The following is a 19,539-nucleotide window of genomic DNA, read 5'->3' as shown; positions in this document are numbered from 1 at the left end:
CCAGCATGCCCCCCAGCGGAACGGACGACCTGCTCGACGGCGGACCCTCTCCCGCCCCCGCCCCGCCCGTGCTCGACCTGATCGCCCATCAGGCGCGCACCCGCCCCGACGCCCCCGCCCTGGTCCACGCCGACACCCGGCTCACGTACGCGCAGCTCGCCGCGGCCGTGGACGGAAGGGCCCGGGAGCTCGCCGCCCTGGGCGCGGGGCCCGGCCGGCTCGTCGCCCTCCACCGGCCCCGGGGCGTCGACGCGATCGTCGGCCTCCTCGCCGTCCTCACCACCGGCGCCGCCTACCTGCCGCTCGACGTCCAGGCCCCCGACGCCCGCAACGCGGCCATCCTCCGGGACGCCTGCGGCGACCTGGCCCCCGCCCCGGCGGAGGTCGCCCGGCACGGCGAACTCGTCCTCGGCGGACCCGGCACGGAGCCGGGCGCCGCCTACGTCATCTACACCTCCGGCTCCACCGGCACCCCCAACGGCGTCGTCGTCGCCCACGACTCCCTCGCCCACTTCGTCGCCGGAGCGACCCCCGCCTACGGCATCGGCCCGGACTCCCGGGTCCTCCAGTTCAGCCCGCTGCACTTCGACGCCAGCGTCCAGGAGGTCTTCCCGACCCTCGGCGCGGGCGGCACCCTCGTCCTGCGCACCGACGACATGCTCGACGTCGGCGAACTCCTCGCCGGCTGCGAGCGCCACGGCGTCACCCTCCTCGACCTGCCCGCCGCCTACTGGCACGAACTGGTCCACGTCCTGACCACCGGCTCGGTCCGCCTCCCGGACCACCTGCGCACCGTGCTCGTCTACGGCGAGGCCGTCCTGCCCGAGCGGATCGCCCAGTGGCGCGGCCTGGCCGGCGACCGGATCCGGCTCCTCAACGGCTACGGCCCGACCGAGACCACGGTCGTGGCCACCGTCGCCGACCTCACCCGGCACGCCTCCGGGCCCGTCCCCATCGGCCGCCCCCTGCCCGGCGTCCGCGCGGCCGTCGTCGCCGGTGAACTCTGGCTCCTGGGCGGCGGACTGACCCGCGGCTACCTGCACCGCCCCGAGCTGAACGCCCGCCGGTTCACCACCCTGGACGGCGAGCGCGCCTACCGCACCGGCGACCTCGTCACCGTCGGCGAGGACCGGCAGATCCTCTACCACGGGCGCCTCGACGACGAGGTGAAGATCGGCGGCCAGCGCATCGACCCCGCCGCGATCGACTCCGTCCTCGCCGGACACCCCGCCGTCCGGGAGGCCGCCGTCGTCGCCCAGGAGGACGCCGAGGGCGTCAAGCGGCTCGTCGCCTTCGTCGTCACCGAGGGCGGCACGGGAGCGGAGGAGCTGCGCACCTGGGTGCGCGACCGGATGCCGCCCGCGGCCGTGCCCGCCGTCAGCGTCGTCGTCGCCCTGCCCCGCACCAGCTCCGGCAAGATCGACCGGAAGAGGCTGCGCACCACCGACCCGCGGCTGCCCGTCGTCCACGAGGAGCCCCTGCCGGCCGGGGACCGGGTGCCGCTCTCGCACGCGCAGCGGCGCCTCTGGCTGGTCAACCAGTTCGACGGCCCGTCCGCCGCCTACAACATGCCGGTCGTCCTCCACCTGGACGCGGCGCCCGACCGCACCGCCCTGGCCGCCGCCGTCACCGACCTCGCCGAACGGCACGAGGTGCTGCGCACCGTGTTCCCCGCGCCCGACGACGAGCCGTACCAGCACGTCCTGGCCCCCACCGCCGTCCGGCTCCGCACCGTCGAGTGCCCCGCCGCCGAACTCCCGGGCCGGGTCGCCGCCTTCACCGCCGAGACCTTCGACCTCTCCCGCGAACTGCCCCTGCGCGTCGCCCTCTTCCTGCCCGACGAGGGCCCCGGCGCCACCCTCGCCGTCCTGCTCCACCACGTCGCCGGCGACGGCTGGTCCCTCACGCCCCTGATGACCGACCTGGCCCGGGCCCACGCCGCCCGTACGGAGGGCCGCGCCCCCGCATGGGAGCCGCTGCCCGTCCAGTACGCCGACTACACCCTCTGGCAGAACGACGTCCTCGGCACCCCGGACGACCCCGACTCCCTCACGGCCCGGGGGCTGGCCCACTGGCGGGCCGCCCTCGACGGCCTCCCGGAAGCGACCGACCTGCCCCTCGACCGGCCCCGGCCCGCCGTCCGCGACCACTCCGGCGCCCAGGTGACCACCGCCCTCGGCCCCGGCGTCCACGCCCGGCTCGTCCGCCTCGCCGAGGAGCACCACGCCAGTGTCCTGATGGTCCTCCAGACCGCCCTCGCCCTCGCCCTGCGGGCGTCCGGCGCCGGGGACCGCGTCGCCGTCGGCACCCCCGTCGCCGGACGCGACGACGAGGCCCTCGACGACCTGGTCGGCTTCTTCGTCAACACGCTCGTGCTGCCCGCCGACACCTCCGGCGAGCCCGCCTCCACCGCCCTCCTGAGCCGGGTCCGCGACACCGTCCTCGCCGCCTTCGAGCACCAGGGGCTCCCCTTCGACCTCCTCGTCGAACACCTCAACCCGCCCCGCACGCCCGGCGTCCACCCCCTGTTCCAGGTGATGCTCACCCTGCGGACCACCGGCACCGGCGAGGAGACCTTCCGGTTCGGCGCGACCGGGGGCCGCTTCGCCGCAGACGGCCCGGTCACCACCAAGTTCGACCTGACCGCCGCCTGCGAGGAGCTCCGCGACGCGGACGGCGCCCCCGCCGGACTGCGGATCGCCCTGGAGTACGCCACGGACGTCCTCGACGAGGACACCGCCCGGCTCCTCCTCACCGCCCTGGAACGCGCCCTGCGCACCGCCGCCGACCGCCCCGGCGACCCCGTCCCGGACACCGCGCTCGTCAGCCCCGCCGACCGGCTCGCCCTCGACGCGCGGCGCGCCCGCACCGCCGCCCGCGCCGCCGAGACCGCCGCCGAGGAGGCCCTGGCCGCCGCGCACACGGCCACGGAGCCGCCCCCGGCCCACGTCGACACCCTGTGCGAACTGTTCGCCGAGGTCCTCGGCCTGGACCGGGTGGACCCGCACGAGGGGTTCTTCACCCTCGGCGGCCACTCCATGAGCGGCGTGCGCCTCGCCAACCGGATCCGCGCCCGCCTCGGCGCCGACGCGCAGGTCCGCGACCTCCTCCTCGCCCCCACCCCCGACGCCCTCGCCCGCCGCATCGCCGACCGGGAGACCGGCCCGGGCCCCGACGGCACCGGCGCCGCCGGGAGCGCCCGGCCCCGGCCCGTCCCGCGCCCGGACCGGCCCGCCCGGCTCCCCCTCTCGTACGCCCAGCGCCGCCTGTGGTTCGTCGACGCCCTCGAAGGACCCGGTGCCTCCTACAACATCCCCCTCGTCCTGCGGCCGGCCGCGCCGCTCGACGCGGACGTCCTCGCCCGGGCGCTCACCGACCTCTCCGACCGCCACGAGGTGCTCCGCACCCGCTACCGGTCCGTCGACGGCGAGCCCCACCAGGAGGTCCTGACCGGGGTCCGGCCCCCGCTCGACGTCCGGACCGTCCCCGCAGCCCGGCTCCCCGAGGCCGTCGCCGGGGCCGCCGGGCACGTCTTCGACCTGGCCGAGGACACCCCGCTGCGGGCCACCCTCCTGAACACCGAGGAGGGGGCGCACGACGGCGACGGCCCGCACGGCGAGGGCTCGCACGGCGACGGCCCGTACGGCGACGGCCCGTACGGCGACGGCCCGTACGGCGACGGCCCGCACGGCGAGGGCTCGCACGGCGACGGCCCGTACGGCGACGGCCCGTACGGCGACGGCCCGTACGGCGACGGCCCGTACGGCGACGGCTCGCACGGCGAGGGCCCGCACGGCGACGGACAGGTCCTCGTCCTCCTCGTCCACCACATCGCCGCCGACGGCTGGTCCACCGGACCCCTCCTCGCCGACCTCACCACCGCCTACCGCGCCCGCGCCGGGGGCCGCGCCCCCGGCTGGGAGCCGCTGCCCGTCCAGTACGCCGACTACACCCTCTGGCAGCGGGACCTGACCGACGGGCCCGCCGCCCGGGAGCACCTGGAGTTCTGGGAGGAGACCCTCGCCGGCGCGCCGCCCGTCCTCGAACTGCCCTCCGCCCGGCCCCGGCCCGCCGAGGCCACCCACCGCGGCGGACACGCCCCCGTCGCCCTCGACCCCGCCACCCACCGGGCCCTGGAGGCCCTGGCACGGCGCACCGGCACCACCCTCCTCATGGTCCTCCAGGCCGCCCTGGCCGCCGTCCTCACCCGGCACGGCGCCGGCACCGACCTGCCGCTCGCCACCATGACCGCCGGACGCGACGACGAGAACCTCGGCGACCTGGTCGGCTTCTTCGTCAACACCCTGGTGCTGCGCACCGACACCTCCGGCGACCCCACCTTCGCCGAACTCCTCGACCGGGTCCGGCGCACCGACCTCGCCGCCTACGCCCACCAGGAACTCCCCTTCGACCGCGTCGTCGAACACCTCAACCCCGTCCGCACCACCGCCCACCACCCGCTCGCCCAGGTCGTCGTCCAGCTCCACCACGACTACACCCGCGACGCCCCCGGCGCCGCCGCCGCGCGCGGCCTCTTCCGGGAGGGCGGGCCCGCCCTCCTCGACACCGTCTCCACCAAGTTCGACCTCACCTTCGCCCTGACGGAGCTGCGGGACGCGGACGGGGGCCCGGGCGGCCTGGCCGGCGGACTGGAGTACGCCACCGACCTGTTCGACGCCCCCGCCGCCGCCCTGCTCGCCGCCCACCTGGACCGCACCCTGCGCGCCGCCGCGGCCGATCCCGGCGTACGGATCGGGGACGTCGACCTGCTCACCGACGCCGACCGCCTCCGGCTCGGCGCCGCGTACAACGACACCGCCACCGTCCTGCCCGAGGGGCCGGACACCGTCCACGGGCGGATCGCCCGCCGGGCCGCGCGCACCCCCGGCGCCCCCGCCCTCGTCACCGACGACGAGACCGTCGCGTACGGCGCACTCGACGCCCGCGCCGACGCGCTCGCCGCCCGCCTCCGCGCGGCCGGGGCACGCCGGGGCGACACCGTCGGCGTCCTCCTCGACCGGGGCGTGCCCCTGGTGGTGACGGCGCTCGCCGTCCTCAAGTGCGGCGCCGCCTATCTGCCGCTGGACCCCCGCCTCCCGGAGGCCAGGATCCGGCTGATGACCGAGGACGCCGGGGCCCGCCTGGTGGCGACCGACACCGCGCACGCCACCGCCCTCCCGGACGGCTTCCCCGCGGCCGTGCTCGCCGTGGACGCGCCCGCCGGGCACGACCCGGCGCCGGACGCGTCCGAAGCCCCGCGCGCCACCGGCGACGACCTGATGTACGTGATGTTCACCTCCGGCTCGACCGGCCGGCCCAAGGGCGTCGGCGTCACCCACCGCAACGTCCTCGAACTCGCCGCCGACCGCGACCTCGCCGTCGGCGGACCCCGGCGGATGCTGGTGCACTCCGCGACCGGCTTCGACGCCTCCGTCTTCGAGACCTGGGTGCCGCTGCTCGGCGGCGGCAGCCTCGTGATCACCCCCGGCGACGGCACCGACCTCGCCGAGACCGCCCGCGCCGTCCACCGGCACGGCGTCACCGGCGCCTACTTCACCATGGGCCTCTTCCACGTCATGGCCGACGAGGGCCTGGACACCCTCCGGGCGCTGCGCGAGGTGTGGACCGGCGGGGACGTCGCCTCCCCGGCCGCCGTCCAACGGGTCCTCACCCACTGCCCCGACACCGTCCTCGTCCACTCCTACGGACCCACCGAGACCACCTTCGCCTCCCACAACCAGTGGTTCACCACCGGACAGCGCACCCTGCGGGGCGCCGGCGTCCATCTCGGGCAGCCCATGGACAACACCCGCAGCCACGTCCTCGACGACGCCCTGCGGCCCGTGCCGCCCGGCGTCCCCGGCGAGCTGTACGTCGCGGGCGCGCACGTGGCCCGCGGCTACGTCGGCCGCCCCGGCACGACCGCCGAACGGTTCGTCCCCGACCCGTTCGAGAACGACGGCAGCCGCATGTACCGCACCGGCGACCGCGTCCTGTGGACCCCCGACGGCGAACTCCGCTTCCTCGGCCGCGCGGACGGCCAGATCAAGCTGCGCGGCGTACGGATCGAACCCGGCGAGGTCGAGCGGGCGCTCGCCGAACACCCCGCCGTCGGGCAGGCCCTTGCCGTGGTCCGCGAGGACCGGCCCGGCGAGAAGACCCTCGTCGGCTACGCCGTCCCCCGCGCCGGCGGCACCGTCACCGAGGCCGAACTGCTCGCCGCGGCCCGCGCGACGCTCCCCGAACACCTCGTGCCCTCCGCGGTCGTCGTCCTCGACGCCCTGCCGCTGACCGTCAACGGCAAACCCGACCGCGCCGCGCTGCCCGCCCCCCACCGGCCCGCCCCGGCGGCGGGCGGACGACGGCCCCGCAACGCGCGCGAGGAGGTGCTGTGCGCCCTGTTCGCCGAGATCCTCGACGTGCCCGAGGTCGGCGTCGACGACAACTTCTTCTCCCTGGGCGGCCACTCCCTGCTCGGCGTCCGCCTGGTCCACCGCATGCGCGGCGTCCTGGGCGTCGAACGCACCGTCCGCGACCTCTTCCGCATGCCCACCCCCGCCGGGCTCCTCGGCTCCCCCGAGGAGGGGACGGAGGAGGACGGCACGGCCGCCGCCCTGGGCGTCCTGCTGCCGCTCAGCACCCGGGGGACCCGCCGCCCGCTCTTCTGCGTCCACCCCGGCACCGGCGTCGGCTGGGCCTACGCGGGCCTCGCCCGCCACCTCGGCGACGACCAGCCGCTCTACGCCCTCCAGGCCCGCGCCCTGCACGACCCCGGCCACCGGCCGCGCTCGGTCGAGGAGATGGCCGACGACTACCTGGAGCGGATCCGCCGGATCCAGCCCTGGGGCCCCTACCGGCTGCTCGGCTGGTCGTACGGCGGCGTCGTCGCCCACACCATGGCGGTACGGCTCCGCGAGGCCGGCGAGCACGTCGAACTCCTCGCCCTGATGGACGTCCACCAGACCGGACCCGGCAGCGTCTCCGTCCTGCCGCCGGAGGAACGGACCGCCGGGGCGCCCCCCGAGGACCTCGCCGGGGCGATCGCCCGGATCCGCCGCGAGGACCCCGTCCTCGCCGGCTTCTCCGACGCCGAGCTCCGGGCGGTGCTCCGCGCCTCCGAGACCCACGCCGGGCTCATGGCCCGGCACGTGCCGGGCGTCGCCGACACCGACGCGCTGTTCTTCACCGCCCGCAGACCGGGGGAGCCCGAAGGCGCCCTCGCCGCCACCTGGATTCCCTTCGTCCAGGGAATCGTCGACAACCACACCATCGAATGCGGCCACCTCGAAATGGCCGGACCCGAACCACTCGCCCACATCGGAAGAATTCTCTCGGAGAAACTCTCCGCCCTGCAGAAGAAGGAAATGAGGAGCCAGTCATGAGCGATTCCGTCAACCCGTTCGACAACGCCGAGGGCACCTTCCACGTCGTCGTGAACGACGAGGGCCAGCACTCCCTGTGGCCGGCCTTCGCGGACGTCCCCGGCGGCTGGACCAGCGTCCACGGCCCCACCGGCCGGGCCGAGGCCCTGGAGTACGTCACCGCCCACTGGACCGACATCCGCCCGCGCAGCCTCGTCGCCCAGTACGCCTGACGCCGTCCCGCCGGGGGAGACCCGGAAGGCGCCGCGCCCCGTTTTCGACACGGGGCGCGGCGCCTTTCCTTTTGCCTGCGGCCGGGTGCCGGCGCGGAAACGCGGAGACGAAAGTGCCGGTCCTTGCTGCCGCTCCTACTTCCCCTCCGGCGGTGCGCCGAAATCTATTCTTCAGGCATGAAGATTCTCTTGAGCGGAACCGCGTCGGATTCCCATACGTGGAATCTGGTGTACCTCGGGCTCTTCCTGGAGGAGCTGGGGCACGAGGTCGTCGGGCTCGGCCCCTGCGCGGACGCCGAGCTGCTCGCCGCCGCCTGTCTGCGGCACGCCCCCGACGCGGTGGTGCTCAGCAGCGTCAACGGACACGGCTACCGCGACGGCCTCGCCGCCGTCCGCCGACTGCGCGCGGAACCCGCCCTCGCCGCCCTGCCCGTGGTGCTCGGGGGAAAGCTCGGCGTCGCCGGCCACCGCCAGGAGGCGGACGTCGCACGCCTGACCGAGGCCGGCTGCGACGCCGTCCTCGGTGAGGACCTGAACGCCTTGCGGGCCTTCCTGGCGAGCGGGGCGCGCCGTGAGGTCGCGGGGGCGCGCCGAGGTGCGGCCGAGCCGCTCCGGGAGCCCGCCGGACCGCGTCGGGAGACCGCCACGTCGCTTCGGGAGGTGCCGGCTTGACCGCCGTCGACACCGCCCCCGCCCCCTCCTTCGGGGCGTTCGTCGCGGAATCCGCCGCCGCCGGGCGGCTCGTCGTCCAGCCCCGCATGGGCTTCGGCGACCCGGGCCGGATGCGGGCCGGGCTCGCGCGGACGCGGGCCGCCACCGCCCGCACCGTGGGCACCCTGACCGTCGACAGCTACACCCGCGTCGGCGACCTCGCCGCCGCCCGCGCCGCCGTCGCCGAGGGCGCCCCCCTCAACGGCTACCCGATCGCCACCCACACCCCCGACACCACCCGCGGCCTCCTCGAAGGGCTCCACGACGACGCCTTCCCCGTCCAGGTCCGCCACGGCTCCGCCCGGCCCGGCGCCATCGTCCGGGCCCTCACCGCCGCCGGCCTGACCGCCACCGAGGGCGGCCCCGTCTCGTACTGCCTGCCCTACGGCCGCACCCCCCTGCGGGAGTCCGTCGAGGCCTGGGCCCGCGCCTGCGAACTGCTCGCCACCACGGCCCGCCCCGGCACCACCCCCCACCTGGAGAGCTTCGGCGGCTGCCTGCTCGGCCAGCTCTGCCCGCCCGGCCTCCTGGTCGCCACCAGCGTCCTGGAGTGCCTGTTCTTCGCCCAGTACGGTCTGCGCAGCGTCTCCCTGAGCTACGCCCAGCAGACCGACCCCGGCCAGGACGAGGAGGCCGTACGGGCGCTGCGCCGCCTCGCCGCCGAGTTCCTCCCCGCCGGCGTCGAGCACCACGTCGTCCTCTACACCTACATGGGCGTCTTCCCCCGCACCGAACGCGGCGCCACCCGCCTCCTGGAGGCGTCCGCCCGCCTCGCCGTGCGCTCCGGGGCCGGCCGCCTGATCGTCAAGACCGCCGCCGAGGCGCACCGCATCCCCACCGTCGAGGAGAACGTCCGCGCCCTGGAGACCGCCGCCGCGGCCGCCGCGCTCGCCGGACCCCCCGAGCCGGCCCCCGCGACGGACGGGAGCGGAGAGGTGTACGAGGAGGCCCGCACCCTGATCGAGGCCGTCCTCGGTCTCCACCCCGACCTGTCCCGCGCCCTGCCCGCCGCCTTCGCCCGGGGGCTGCTCGACGTCCCGTTCTGCCTCCACCCCGACAACCCCGGCCGCTCCCGCGGCTTCATCGACCCCGCCGGGCGGCTCCGCTGGGCCCGTACCGGCGCCATGCCGATCCCCGCCGACCCCGCGGCCGACGCCACCCCCCTCACGGCGGACGGCCTGCTCACCGCCCTCCACCACGTCGCCGGCCGCTACGACGGCCCGGGGCCACACGGCGACGAGGGCGACGACCAGGACGGCCGCGACCGCCCCCGGGCCACCCCGCTCGCCGTCTGAACGCCCACCGCCCGGCCCACCCGCACCCACCACGAAGCCCGGCCCCGCCCACCCGCACCCACCCCGAACAGGAGCCCCGCCATGGACCAGCCCCACCCCGCCGACGCGCCGACCGCACCGGCCGCACCGCCCCCGCTCGGCGAACACCTCCGTTCGCCGCGGCTGCGGACCGCCATGCTCGTCCAGCAGGAAGCCCTCAGGGCCACCCGCGACTTCCTGTACGGCCGGGGCTTCACCGAGCTCCTGCCGCCGCTCGTCGGCCCCGTCACCGACCCCGGCGGCCGCGGCGCCAAGGCCCTGGACGTCGACTACTACGGGCACCCGTACAAGCTGATGACCAGCGCCATCCTCTACAAGCAGACGTCCCTGCGCGGCTTCCCGAAGCTCTTCTACATCGCCCCCAACGTGCGCGTCGAACCCGAGGAGACCGCCACCACCGGCCGCCACCTCGTCGAGTTCCACCAGATCGACGTGGAGATCGCCGACGCGAGCCGCGAGGACGCCCAGGAGATCGCCGCCGGACTGCTCACCCACGTCACCGAGCACGTCTGGACGGCCGTCCCCGGCCTCCTCACCGGACTCGGCCGGGAGGAGCGCGACTTCGCCGACGTCCGCGCCGGCAAGTACGACGTCCGCACCCACGACGAGGCCGTGGCCCGCCTCCTCGCCTCCGGCCACCCGCAGAACCCCGACGGCGAGATCGACTGGACCGGCGAGCGGATCCTCTCCCTGGAGAGCGACCGCCCCTTCTTCGTCGACGACTACCCCAAGGGCTCCCGGGGCTTCTACGACCGCGAGGACCCCGAACGCCCCGGCGTCCTGCGCAACTTCGACCTGATCGCCCCGCACGGCTACGGCGAGCTGGTCTCCGGCAGCGAGCGCGAGTCCGACTACGCCACCCTCGTCACCCGCATGCGGGAGAGCGGCGAGAACCCCGCCAAGTACGCCTGGTACCTCAAGGAGGCCCGCGAGGGCATCCCGGCCAGCGCCGGCTTCGGCATGGGCCTCCAGCGCCTGGTCCGCTTCCTCACCGGGCTCGACGCCCTCTGGCAGGTCAGCGCCTACCCGAAGCTCCCCGGGGCGGTGACCCCGTGACCGGTCTCGCCGCCCCCGGCTTCCCCGAGGAGGCCGTACGCGCCCGGGCCCGGCGTGGCACCGCGGAGGTCTTCCCCGACCCCGCCGCGTACGGTACCCGGCTCTTCGGCCCGAGCGGCACCGGAACCGGTTGCGGCTCCGGCTCCGGTTCCGGGGACGCCCTCGACCGGGCGCGCGTGGTCCCGCCCGTCTTCATGCCCGAGCGCCTGGAGAAGCTCATCGACCTCGCCCGCGAACCGGAGTTCACCGACGTCGACCTCACCACGCGCACCGGCGGCTTCACCGCCCGGCTGCCCCTCTACCTGTCCGCCTTCGGCTCCACCCGCGCCGGCAGCGGCGACCTCGCCGTCCACGCGAGCCGGCAGGCCGCCCGCCTCGGCATCCCCATGGTCATCGGGGAGAACATGATCCCCGTCCACGGCTACCGCCGGGCCGGCGACGCCACCCGCTCCGCCCTCCTCGCCCGCGTCGAGGCCTACCTCGACGCCGCGCCCGACGGCACCGGCGGCATCGTCGTCCAGCAGTCCACCGAGGACGCCGACTCCGAGGTCTGGAACCTCCTCTACAGCGACCCCGGCACCCGCCCCCTCCTGGAGACCGGCCGCCTCGCCTTCGAGCTGAAGACCGGCCAGGGCGCCAAGCCGGGCCTCGGGGGCATGACCGTCGTCGACCGGGCCGAGGCCGAGCAGCTCGCCCGCCGCTTCACCGTGCGCGAGGTCTTCGGCCCGGAGGACGGACGCCTGCTGCGCTGCGCCACCCCGGGCACCTTCACGGACGAGATCCTCCGCCAGCAGCTCCGCTTCATGCGCAACAACTTCCCCAGGGCCCGCGCCTGGGTGAAGTTCCACCCCGGCCGCGACATCGCCCACGCCGCCCGCACCGCCTGGGACGCCGGGGCGGACGCCGTCACCGTCGACGGGGCCGAGGGCGGCACCGGCTGGGCCCCGCGCGTCTTCCTCGACCAGGTCGGCCTGCCCCTCGCCGAGTGCCTGCGCCGCATCGGGCCCCCGGCCGGGTGCCTCCTCGCCGGCGGGGGGATGTGGGAGGGCGGACGCGTCCTGCGCGCCCTCGCCCTCGGCGCCACCGCCGCCGGCCTCGGCCGGGCCGCCCTCGTCGCCGTCGACGAGGACCCCGAACACGGCCTGGAGCGCCTCGTGGAGAGCATCGCCCTCGAACTGCGGCTGCTCGTCAGCGCGTTGGGCAAGTACGCCGTGGCCGCACTCGGCCCCGAGGACCTGTGGTGGCCCGACGGCCCCCACGCCGGTCACCCCGTCGCCCTCCCGGCCGGGGCGGCGCCGTGACCGCGCGCCGGCCGGGCGGCGACCGCCGTACGGTCCACGCCCGCTTCTCCGTACGGGAACTCCCCGGCATCACCGTGACCGCCCCCGACGAGGGAACCGCCGCCGCGGCCCGGCGCACCGCCCAGCGCGCCCTCACGGAGGCGGGCCGGGGCCACCTCGGCGGCCGGGTCGAACTCCGCACCCCCCGGACCGCCGCCCCGGGCCCGCGCCGCCGGCACGCGGTCCGCCGGGCCGCCGACCGCGCGGTGGCCCTCGCCGTCGCGGCGTGCCTCCGCGGCGACACCACGGGCGTCCACATCCCGATCCGCCCACCCACCCCACCCCACACGCCCCCGCGCTGACCCGGGACCTGACCGCCCGCCCCCTCCGACGACAGAAAGCCGACCTCATGGCAACGACGACCCCCGCCCCTCCCGCGCCGCCCGGTGCCAAGCCCTTCGTCGACTGGCCGCGCATCGGCAGCCTCGTCGTCGGGCAGGCCGCCGTCCAGGCGGGCAGCTTCGCCCTCCTGATCGCCATGAGCTGGACCGCCGTCCAGCTCGGCGGTCGCGGCGCCGTCACGGCCGTCACCCTCGCCGCCACCCTCCCGCGCGCCCTGCTGCTCCTCTTCGGCGGCGCCCTCACCGACGCGCTCGGCCCCCGGGCGGTCCTGCTCCGCGCGACGAGCGTCCGCGTCGCCGTCCTCGCGGCCGGGGCGCTCGTCACCGTCACCACCGAGAGCCTGTGGCCGCTGATCGCCCTCGCCCTCGTCGACGGCGCCCTGCTCGGCCTCACCGGCCCGGCCTCCGGGGTCCTGCTGCCCCGCCTCGCCTCGCAGGAGCAGCTCGGCCGCGCCAACTCCCTCTTCTCCATGGTGCTGCGCCTGGCGCCCATCGCCGGATCGCCCCTCGGGGCCTGGCTCGTCGTCGCCGGCGGCCTCCCCGGCGCCGTCGCGGCGGCAGCGATCGGCTGTGCCGTCTGGCTGGGCTGCGCCGCCCACGTCACCCACGGCATGACCCGCCCCGAACGCGCCCCGCAGGGGTCCTCCCTCCTCGCCCGGTCCGGCGACGGCTTCCGCCTCCTGGCCGCCCACCCGCGCCTGCGGTGGATGTTCGTCGCCTGCTTCTGCATGGACCTGGCGTTCCTGTGGCCGGCCGAGGTCGCGCTGCCCCTGCGCGCCGCCGACCGGGGCTGGGGCATCGGCGCCGTGGCCCTGGTCCTGGCCGCCTTCAGCGCCGGCGCGCTCGCGTCCGCCGCCCTCGGCGCGGTCCTCGCCCACCGCATCCCGGCCCACGCCAAGCTCGTGGTGACCGGCACCGGCCTCGCGGCCGGCATGGCGGCCATGGCGCTCGTCCCCACCGCCCCCGCCCTCGCCGTCACGGCCGGCGCCGTCGGCCTCCTGTCCGGCCTCAACGGGCCCGCCCTCATCACCGCCTACCAACAGGCCGTCCCCGAGGGCCGGATGGGCGCCGCGATGTCCACCTTCACGCTCTCCGGCATCGGCGCGGCACCGCTCTCCCTGGCCGTCTTCACCCCCGTCTCGCTGCACCTCGGGGTGACCGGGACCTGGCTGCTCTGCGCGGGCCTCGCCCTCCTCTCCCCGATCGCCGCCGCCCTCGCCCTGCGCGGCAGCGGCACCGGCAGCGGCAAGGAGACGGACCCGGCCGCCCCGCGCGCCGGAGCCCGCGCCCGTACCGCGCAGGAGTCCACCGCCCCTTCCGTGTGAGGCAGACATGATCCAGTCGGTTCTTCCGCTTTCGCTCGCCCCGCCTTCCCCTCCACCGTCCGGCCCGCTGGTCCCCGCCCCGCTGCCGCTCCTCACCACGGCCCTGCCCGCGCTCCCCGCCCTCCGGCCCGCGCGGCCGCAGCTCTGGCTGGTGGCCACCGACGCGCACCGGGAGACCGTCGGCCGGTACGCGTCCCTCGTCCTGGACGGGACGGAGCTGGCCCGCGCCGGGGAGTTCCGCCGGCCCGGCGACCGGGCCACCTACCTGTGCGCCCACGCGGGGCTGCGCCGTCTGCTCGGCGCCCACCTGGGGGTCGCGCCCCGGGCCGTGTCGGTGGCCCGGGCGCCCTGCCCCTGCTGCGGCGAGCCGCACGGCCGTCCCGTACTGCCGGACGGGCGCCTGCACTTCTCGCTCTCGCACTGCGAGGGACTGAGCCTGATCGCCCTCGCGTCCACGCCGGTCGGGGTGGACATCGAGCGGGTGCCGCCCCCGCACACGGTCACCGAGGCCGGGGAGGTGCTCCACCCGGCGGAGTCGGCGGAGCTCGCCGCCCTCGCCCCGCCCCGCCGGCCCGCCGCGTTCGCCCGGGTGTGGACCAGGAAGGAGGCCTATCTGAAGGGGCTCGGGATCGGCCTGGGCGCCGACCCGTCGGCCGACTACGTGGGTTCGGGGCCCGTCCCCGCCGCCCCGGGGGGATGGCTCCTCGCCGACGTCCTCGTCCCGGACGGCCACCACGCCGCGGTGGCCCTGCGCCCGTGACGCCCGGGTCGTCCGCTCCCTCCCCGGAAGGGGGGGGCGGACGACCCCGGACGGGAAAACGGCCCGTCGCGTTCTCCGCCTCGGGAACCATTCGCCGCGCCGCGCGCTCCTCCCGGGGTCGGACACGATCGTGGCCCGGCGGAGGATTCGCCCAACTTCCGTGTGAGCAAGGGTGCATGAGACCGATTCATCCGCCTCCCGCAAGGACCTGACCCACGGTGAGAAACAGGCGAACAGCATCCCTCGTGGCCATGGGCGTCGCCGCGGCGCTCCTGCCCGCCCTCACACCCGCCGCCTCCGCGGCCGTCCCGACGCTCCGGCCCGCCGCCGACCCCCTGGCGCAGTACACGCAGCAGAAGCCGCGCTGGAAGCGCTGCGACGCCCAGGGGCCGGCGAACTTCGAGTGCGCGACGATCAAGGTGCCGCTCGACTACGCCAGTCCGAACGGCGGGAAGCTCGACGTCGCGATCTCCCGGACGAAGGCGACCAGCGCCAAGGACCGGCGCGGCGTCCTGCTCCTCAACCCGGGCGGTCCCGGGGGCACAGGCCTCGACATGCCCCTCTACATGGCGTCGGACCTGCCGGACGCGGTGAAGAAGCGGTACGACCTGATCGGGTTCGACCCCCGGGGCGTCGGCAACAGCTCCCCGGTGGGCTGCGGCCTGAGCGACGACGAGCTGAACTGGCAACGCCCCTACAAGGCCGAGACGTTCGACGAGGACGTCCGGCAGGCGCGGACCGTCGCCGAGAAGTGCCGGAAGGCCAACCGGGGCGTACTGCCCCACCTCAGCACCCGCAACACCGCGCGCGACATGGACGTGATCCGCGCCGTGCTCGGCGAGAAGAGGATCTCGTACTTCGGCTACTCCTACGGCACGTACCTGGGCGCGGTCTACACGCAGCTCTTCCCGAAGCGGGCCGACCGGTTCGTCCTCGACAGCGCGGTCGACCCCGAGCGGATCTGGCGGGGCATGATCCAGGTGTGGGCGGAGGGCGCGGAGCCGGCGTTCACCCGGTGGACCGAGTGGACCGCCGCGCGGAACGCCACGTACAAGCTGGGCCGCACCCCCGCCGAGGTCCGCACGACCTTCTGGAACCTGGTCGCCGCGGCGAACGAGAAGCCCGTACCCCTCGACGGCCTGCTCATGACCGGTGACGACATCCGCTCCCTGCGGGGCATGTTCTTCTCCGTGGAGGACGCCGCCCAGACCGTCGTCCTGCTGAAGGAGGCCGCCGAGGGCAAGGCACCGGCCCCGGGTGCGACGCTTCCGCGGCGGGTCCTGCCGACCGCTCCCGTCCCGCCGTCGTTCGCCCGCGCCGTCCCGTCCGACAACGGGGACGCGAGCTTCTGGTCCGTGGTGTGCGCCGACACCCGCGCCTGGCCGCGCGACCCGGAGCAGTACCGCCGCGACGCGATCCGGGACAAGGCGAAGTACCCGCTGTACGGAGACTTCGCGTCCCACGTCAAGCCGTGCGCGTTCTGGGGGCCGGGCGCGGAGCCGGCGACGAAGGTGGACAACACCGTCCGCGCGCTCGTCCTGCAGAACGAATGGGACCCCCAGACGCCGCTGGTCAGCGGGCAGGGGATGCGCCGGGCCCTGAAGGGCGCCCGGATGGTCACGGTCCTCGACGGCCTGGGCCACGGCGTCTACGGCGGCAAGTCCTGCGCCGACAAGGTCGCCAACGTCTATCTGGTGACGGGCAGGCTGCCGGTCAAGGACCTGTCCTGCCGGGCCCCCGCGGGCCAGAGGCTCGACGGCCCGCGGCTCCCGCCGTCGGCGTCCCCGGCCGTTCCGGGCATCCCGTCCGCCCCCGGCCTCCCGGGCCGGCAGGACCGCTTCTGACCGCTTCTGGCCGCTTCGGGCTGATCACCCACGGCCGTCGCTGACGACGAGGCCCCCTGCCCGCCCGGGCGCACCGGGCGGGCAGGGGGCCTCTCCTCGGGTCACATCAGGTCGAAGAGTGCCGTGAGGGCCGCCCGCAGCGCCTCCTCCGGATCCTCCGCGGCCTCCTCGGAGCGCCACGCGACGAAGCCGTCGGGCCGGACGAGGACCGCCCCGCCCTCCGTGACGCCGTGGGCCTCCGCCCAGTCCGCACCGTCCTCCGGGACCAGATCGGCGTCCGGCCCCCCGCCGATCCGGTACGAGTCGAGCGGCACCGACAGGCGGTCCGCGACCCGGGCCGCCGCGGCGTGCCACGCGCCCGTGCCGCCCGCCGAACTCAGCAGCACCGGGAACCGCTCGTACAGGTCGAGGGTGGAGATCCGCTCCCCGGACCGGTCCAGCCACAGGTGGGGCGACCGGGATCCCGGCTCGCCCGTGAGCCGCAGCGCGTCGGGCAGGACCGGCAGCGTCCCGTCGGCGCCCAGGACCGCGCCCCGCGGGTAGCGGTGCCCCAGGACCACGTTCAGGATGCCGCCCTTCCTGCCCGCCGCGCCGACGCCGGGGTCCGGCGCGTACCCCGGGTGGCTGTGCTCGACCGAGCGGGACGAGGCGCGGGCGCTGGTCGCCTCCGCGACCGGGCGGCGTTCCGCGTCGTAGGACGCCAGCAGGCCGGGACCGGCCCAGCCGTCCAGGACGGCGGACAGCTTCCAGGCGAGGTTGTGCGCGTCCTGGATGCCGGTGTTGGAGCCGAACGCCCCGGTGGGCGGCATCTCGTGGGCCGAGTCTCCGGCCAGGAACACCCGCCCCCGCGCGTACCGCTCGGCCGTCCGCTCGGCGGCGTGCCAGGGGGCCCGGCCCGTGATCTCCACGTCGAGGTCCGGCACGCCCACGGCCCGCCGGATCTGCTCCCGGCACCGCTCGTCGGTGAACTCCTCCAGGGTCTCACCGCGCTCGGGGTGCCAGGGCGCGTGGAACACCCAGCGCTCCCGGTTGTCGACCGGCAGGAGGGCCCCGTCGGCCCCCGGGTCCGTCAGGTAGCAGACGATGAAGCGCCGGTCGCCGACCACGTCCGCGAGGCCGCGGGAGGTGAAGGTGACGCTCACGTTGTGGAACAGGTCGCCCGGGCCGTTCTGCCCGATGCCGAGCCGTTCGCGCACGGGGCTGCGCGGGCCGTCCGCCGCGACGAGGTACTCCGCGCGGATCGTGGTGTGCTCGCCGGTCTCGCGGCTCTTGACCTGCGCGGTCACTCCTCCGGCGTCCTGCTCGAAGGACATCAGCTCCGTCGCGTACCGCAGGTCCCCGCCCAGTTCGAGGGCGCTCTCCCGCAGCACGGGCTCCAGGTCGTTCTGGCTGCACAGGCACCATTCGGCGGGGCTGAAGCGGGCGAGGCCGCCGCCGGGGTCGATCTCCCGGAACAGCCACTCGCCGGCGTCCCCGACCAGGCTCGGCGCCTGGAGGATGCCGTTGTTGCCGGCCAGGACCGAGGCGGCGTCCCGGACGCGCTGCCGCACTCCGGCGCCCCGGAAGAGCTCCATCGTGCGCACGTTGTTGCCGCGTCCACGCGGATGGATCGAGGTGCCGGCGTGACGCTCGACGAGCACGTGGGGCACGCCGAGGCGGCCGAGGAACAACGAGGCGGACAGTCCGACCAGAGAGCCGCCGACGATGAGGACGGACGTGTGGACGTCCTCGCCGGACCCTTCGCATCGGTTCATCGAATGCCTCCAGCGTCACCTGTGACGCGAGTCGGGGGTGGGATGGAGATCCATGCCCTCCGGAAACCGCTTCGTGCGTCCGGGGCACCCGAATGACGCGCGGTTCACTCATCCGCACCGTGGGAGTCGCGCGACCCGCGAAGAGGCGCTGACGATCGGCACATGACGGCCCCTGCCCCCTCGGCACGGCGGTCCCCTCCCGGCTTCCCCGGAGCAGGTCCCCTCGGGAGAAGACCCCGAGCAGACCCCGAGAAGCCTCCGAGAAGCCCCCGAAGGAAACTCCCGAAGAAAGAAGAGGTGCGCCGGATGACCGTTTCGGCACGTGTCTCGCAGTCGGCGTTCGACGGCTCCAGGCTGCGCGTGATCCTGCTGCTCGACCTGTACGAAGGGGCCCAGCAGCAGTTCCTCGAAGCGTACGAGCTGATGCGCAAGCAGGTCGCCGCCGTCCCCGGACACATCAGCGACCAGCTCTGCCAGTCCATCGAGAACCCCTCGCAGTGGCTCATCACCAGCGAGTGGGAGAGCGCCCCGCCCTTCCTCGCCTGGGTGAACAGCGAGGACCACGTCGAGGTCGTCAAGCCGATGCACAGCTGCGTCCGGGACACCCGGTCGATGCGCTACAGCGTCCTGCGGGAGACCGGCGGCGGCCGGCCGCTCGCGGAGGACACCGCACAGGCGGGCCTCCGGGTCGCGGCCCGGGAGGGCGACGGGGTGGCGCGCCACGCCCTCACCTTCACCGTCAAGCCGGGCTCGGAGTCGAAGGTCGCCGAGATCCTCGCCGGCTACGACTCGCCCCGCGCCCAGGTCGACGAGAACACCCGGCTGCGCCGCACCTCCCTCTTCATGCACGGCAACCGCGTCGTGCGCGCGGTGGAGGTGGAGGGCGACCTCCTCGCGGCCCTGCGCCACGTCGCCCGCCAGCCCGAGGTGCGCGCGGTCGAGGAGGCCCTCAACCCGTACCTGGAGCAGGAGCGGGACCTGACCGACCCCGAGTCGGCGCGGGTCTTCTTCACCCGGGCGGCGCTGCCCGCCGTGCACCACGTGGTGGCCGACCGGCCCGCCCCGGCCGGTCTGCGGCGCCACGCCCTGTACTACCCGGCGAAGGAGGGCCGCGGCATGGAGCTGGCCCGGCTGCTCGCCGAGCAGGACGCCGCCGCGGCCGGGGAACCGGACAACCCGGTGTACGGCAGCACCGTCTTCCACCGCGACGACATCGTGGTGCGCCTCGTCGACATCACCGGCGACGTCGACCTCGACCCCGTCGCCTCCCTCGGCCTCAAGGGCCCCGGGAAGGCCGAGGAGCTCGAACGGCTCCTCGACGGCGCCGCGATCGGCGTCGAGGGCTCCCTGACGACGGACCGCAACGTCAACCGGCTCCTGTCGCACGCCGACATGCTGCCCGTCACCGACCGCACCTCGGCGGACTCCTGACCGACGGCCGCGGCCTCCCGCCCGGACGTCACCGCCCCACCCGGAGGTA

The 19,539-nt window shown here is 75.8% G+C and carries 12 protein-coding genes; 11 read left to right on the top strand and 1 reads right to left on the bottom strand.

Annotated elements, in window-relative coordinates:
- Nucleotides 1–5: 5 nt before the first annotated feature.
- From ACIP5O_RS10125 to ACIP5O_RS10080, 10 genes are all read left to right on the top strand, one after another.
- Nucleotides 6–7,382 carry an amino acid adenylation domain-containing protein gene (locus ACIP5O_RS10125; RefSeq protein ID WP_401290856.1) on the top strand — a complete coding sequence of 2,459 codons (7,377 nt, stop codon included), beginning with the start codon at nucleotides 6–8 and terminating at the stop codon, nucleotides 7,380–7,382.
- Nucleotides 7,379–7,594: an MbtH family protein gene (locus ACIP5O_RS10120; RefSeq protein ID WP_383153204.1), complete on the top strand. Its 216-nt coding sequence runs from the start codon at nucleotides 7,379–7,381 to the stop codon at nucleotides 7,592–7,594. Before ACIP5O_RS10125 ends, ACIP5O_RS10120 begins: the two co-directional genes overlap by 4 nt.
- A gap of 177 nt (nucleotides 7,595–7,771) precedes the next feature.
- Nucleotides 7,772–8,266, top strand: a complete 495-nt coding sequence (locus tag ACIP5O_RS10115; protein ID WP_401290853.1) for a cobalamin B12-binding domain-containing protein — start codon at nucleotides 7,772–7,774, stop codon at nucleotides 8,264–8,266.
- The gene (locus tag ACIP5O_RS10110) at nucleotides 8,263–9,600 is read left to right on the top strand and encodes a methylaspartate mutase (RefSeq protein WP_401290851.1); all 1,338 of its coding nucleotides are present in this window, start codon (nucleotides 8,263–8,265) and stop codon (nucleotides 9,598–9,600) included. Before ACIP5O_RS10115 ends, ACIP5O_RS10110 begins: the two co-directional genes overlap by 4 nt.
- Nucleotides 9,601–9,681: 81 nt before the next feature.
- The gene (locus tag ACIP5O_RS10105) at nucleotides 9,682–10,695 is read left to right on the top strand and encodes an asparagine synthetase A (protein WP_401290848.1); all 1,014 of its coding nucleotides are present in this window, start codon (nucleotides 9,682–9,684) and stop codon (nucleotides 10,693–10,695) included.
- Nucleotides 10,692–11,996 carry a glutamate synthase-related protein gene (locus tag ACIP5O_RS10100; RefSeq protein ID WP_401290846.1) on the top strand — a complete coding sequence of 435 codons (1,305 nt, stop codon included), beginning with the start codon at nucleotides 10,692–10,694 and terminating at the stop codon, nucleotides 11,994–11,996. Before ACIP5O_RS10105 ends, ACIP5O_RS10100 begins: the two co-directional genes overlap by 4 nt.
- Nucleotides 11,993–12,337: a hypothetical protein gene (locus ACIP5O_RS10095; RefSeq protein WP_356542208.1), complete on the top strand. Its 345-nt coding sequence runs from the start codon at nucleotides 11,993–11,995 to the stop codon at nucleotides 12,335–12,337. Before ACIP5O_RS10100 ends, ACIP5O_RS10095 begins: the two co-directional genes overlap by 4 nt.
- Before the next feature lie 47 nt (nucleotides 12,338–12,384).
- On the top strand, nucleotides 12,385–13,701 hold the full coding sequence (locus tag ACIP5O_RS10090; RefSeq protein ID WP_401290842.1) for an MFS transporter: 1,317 nt from the start codon (nucleotides 12,385–12,387) through the stop codon (nucleotides 13,699–13,701).
- Between the two features lie 7 nt (nucleotides 13,702–13,708).
- Entirely contained in the window at nucleotides 13,709–14,461 is a 753-nt protein-coding gene (locus tag ACIP5O_RS10085; RefSeq protein WP_401290840.1) for a 4'-phosphopantetheinyl transferase family protein, read from the top strand.
- Between the two features lie 218 nt (nucleotides 14,462–14,679).
- On the top strand, nucleotides 14,680–16,305 hold the full coding sequence (locus ACIP5O_RS10080; RefSeq protein WP_401290838.1) for an alpha/beta hydrolase: 1,626 nt from the start codon (nucleotides 14,680–14,682) through the stop codon (nucleotides 16,303–16,305).
- Nucleotides 16,306–16,406: 101 nt separating this feature from the next.
- Here ACIP5O_RS10080 and ACIP5O_RS10075 read toward each other — a convergent pair whose 3' ends face one another.
- Nucleotides 16,407–18,059: an FAD-dependent oxidoreductase gene (locus tag ACIP5O_RS10075; RefSeq protein WP_401290836.1), complete on the bottom strand. Its 1,653-nt coding sequence runs from the start codon at nucleotides 18,057–18,059 to the stop codon at nucleotides 16,407–16,409.
- Nucleotides 18,060–18,365: 306 nt separating this feature from the next.
- Here ACIP5O_RS10075 and ACIP5O_RS10070 point away from each other — a divergent pair, with 306 nt between their 5' ends.
- A complete protein-coding gene (locus tag ACIP5O_RS10070; RefSeq protein ID WP_401290834.1) occupies nucleotides 18,366–19,490 on the top strand; it encodes a TcmI family type II polyketide cyclase in 1,125 nt (374 codons plus the stop codon).
- Nucleotides 19,491–19,539: the final 49 nt, after the last annotated feature.

Origin of the sequence: Streptomyces sp. NPDC088915, from assembly GCF_044749825.1 — a bacterium.
GTDB lineage: Bacteria > Actinomycetota > Actinomycetes > Streptomycetales > Streptomycetaceae > Streptomyces.
This window is presented reverse-complemented; position numbering and strand designations above follow the sequence as displayed.

What these genes read in the sequence shown, in the direction of transcription:
- ACIP5O_RS10120 (WP_383153204.1), top strand. Translation starts at nt 7,379, where the DNA reads ATGAGCGATTCCGTCAACCCGTTCGACAACGCCGAGGGCACCTTCCAC.
- ACIP5O_RS10075 (WP_401290836.1), bottom strand. Translation starts at nt 18,059, where the DNA reads ATGAACCGATGCGAAGGGTCCGGCGAGGACGTCCACACGTCCGTCCTC.
- ACIP5O_RS10125 (WP_401290856.1), top strand. Translation starts at nt 6, where the DNA reads ATGCCCCCCAGCGGAACGGACGACCTGCTCGACGGCGGACCCTCTCCC.
- ACIP5O_RS10105 (WP_401290848.1), top strand. Translation starts at nt 9,682, where the DNA reads ATGGACCAGCCCCACCCCGCCGACGCGCCGACCGCACCGGCCGCACCG.
- ACIP5O_RS10085 (WP_401290840.1), top strand. Translation starts at nt 13,709, where the DNA reads ATGATCCAGTCGGTTCTTCCGCTTTCGCTCGCCCCGCCTTCCCCTCCA.
- ACIP5O_RS10115 (WP_401290853.1), top strand. Translation starts at nt 7,772, where the DNA reads ATGAAGATTCTCTTGAGCGGAACCGCGTCGGATTCCCATACGTGGAAT.
- ACIP5O_RS10070 (WP_401290834.1), top strand. Translation starts at nt 18,366, where the DNA reads ATGACCGTTTCGGCACGTGTCTCGCAGTCGGCGTTCGACGGCTCCAGG.
- ACIP5O_RS10090 (WP_401290842.1), top strand. Translation starts at nt 12,385, where the DNA reads ATGGCAACGACGACCCCCGCCCCTCCCGCGCCGCCCGGTGCCAAGCCC.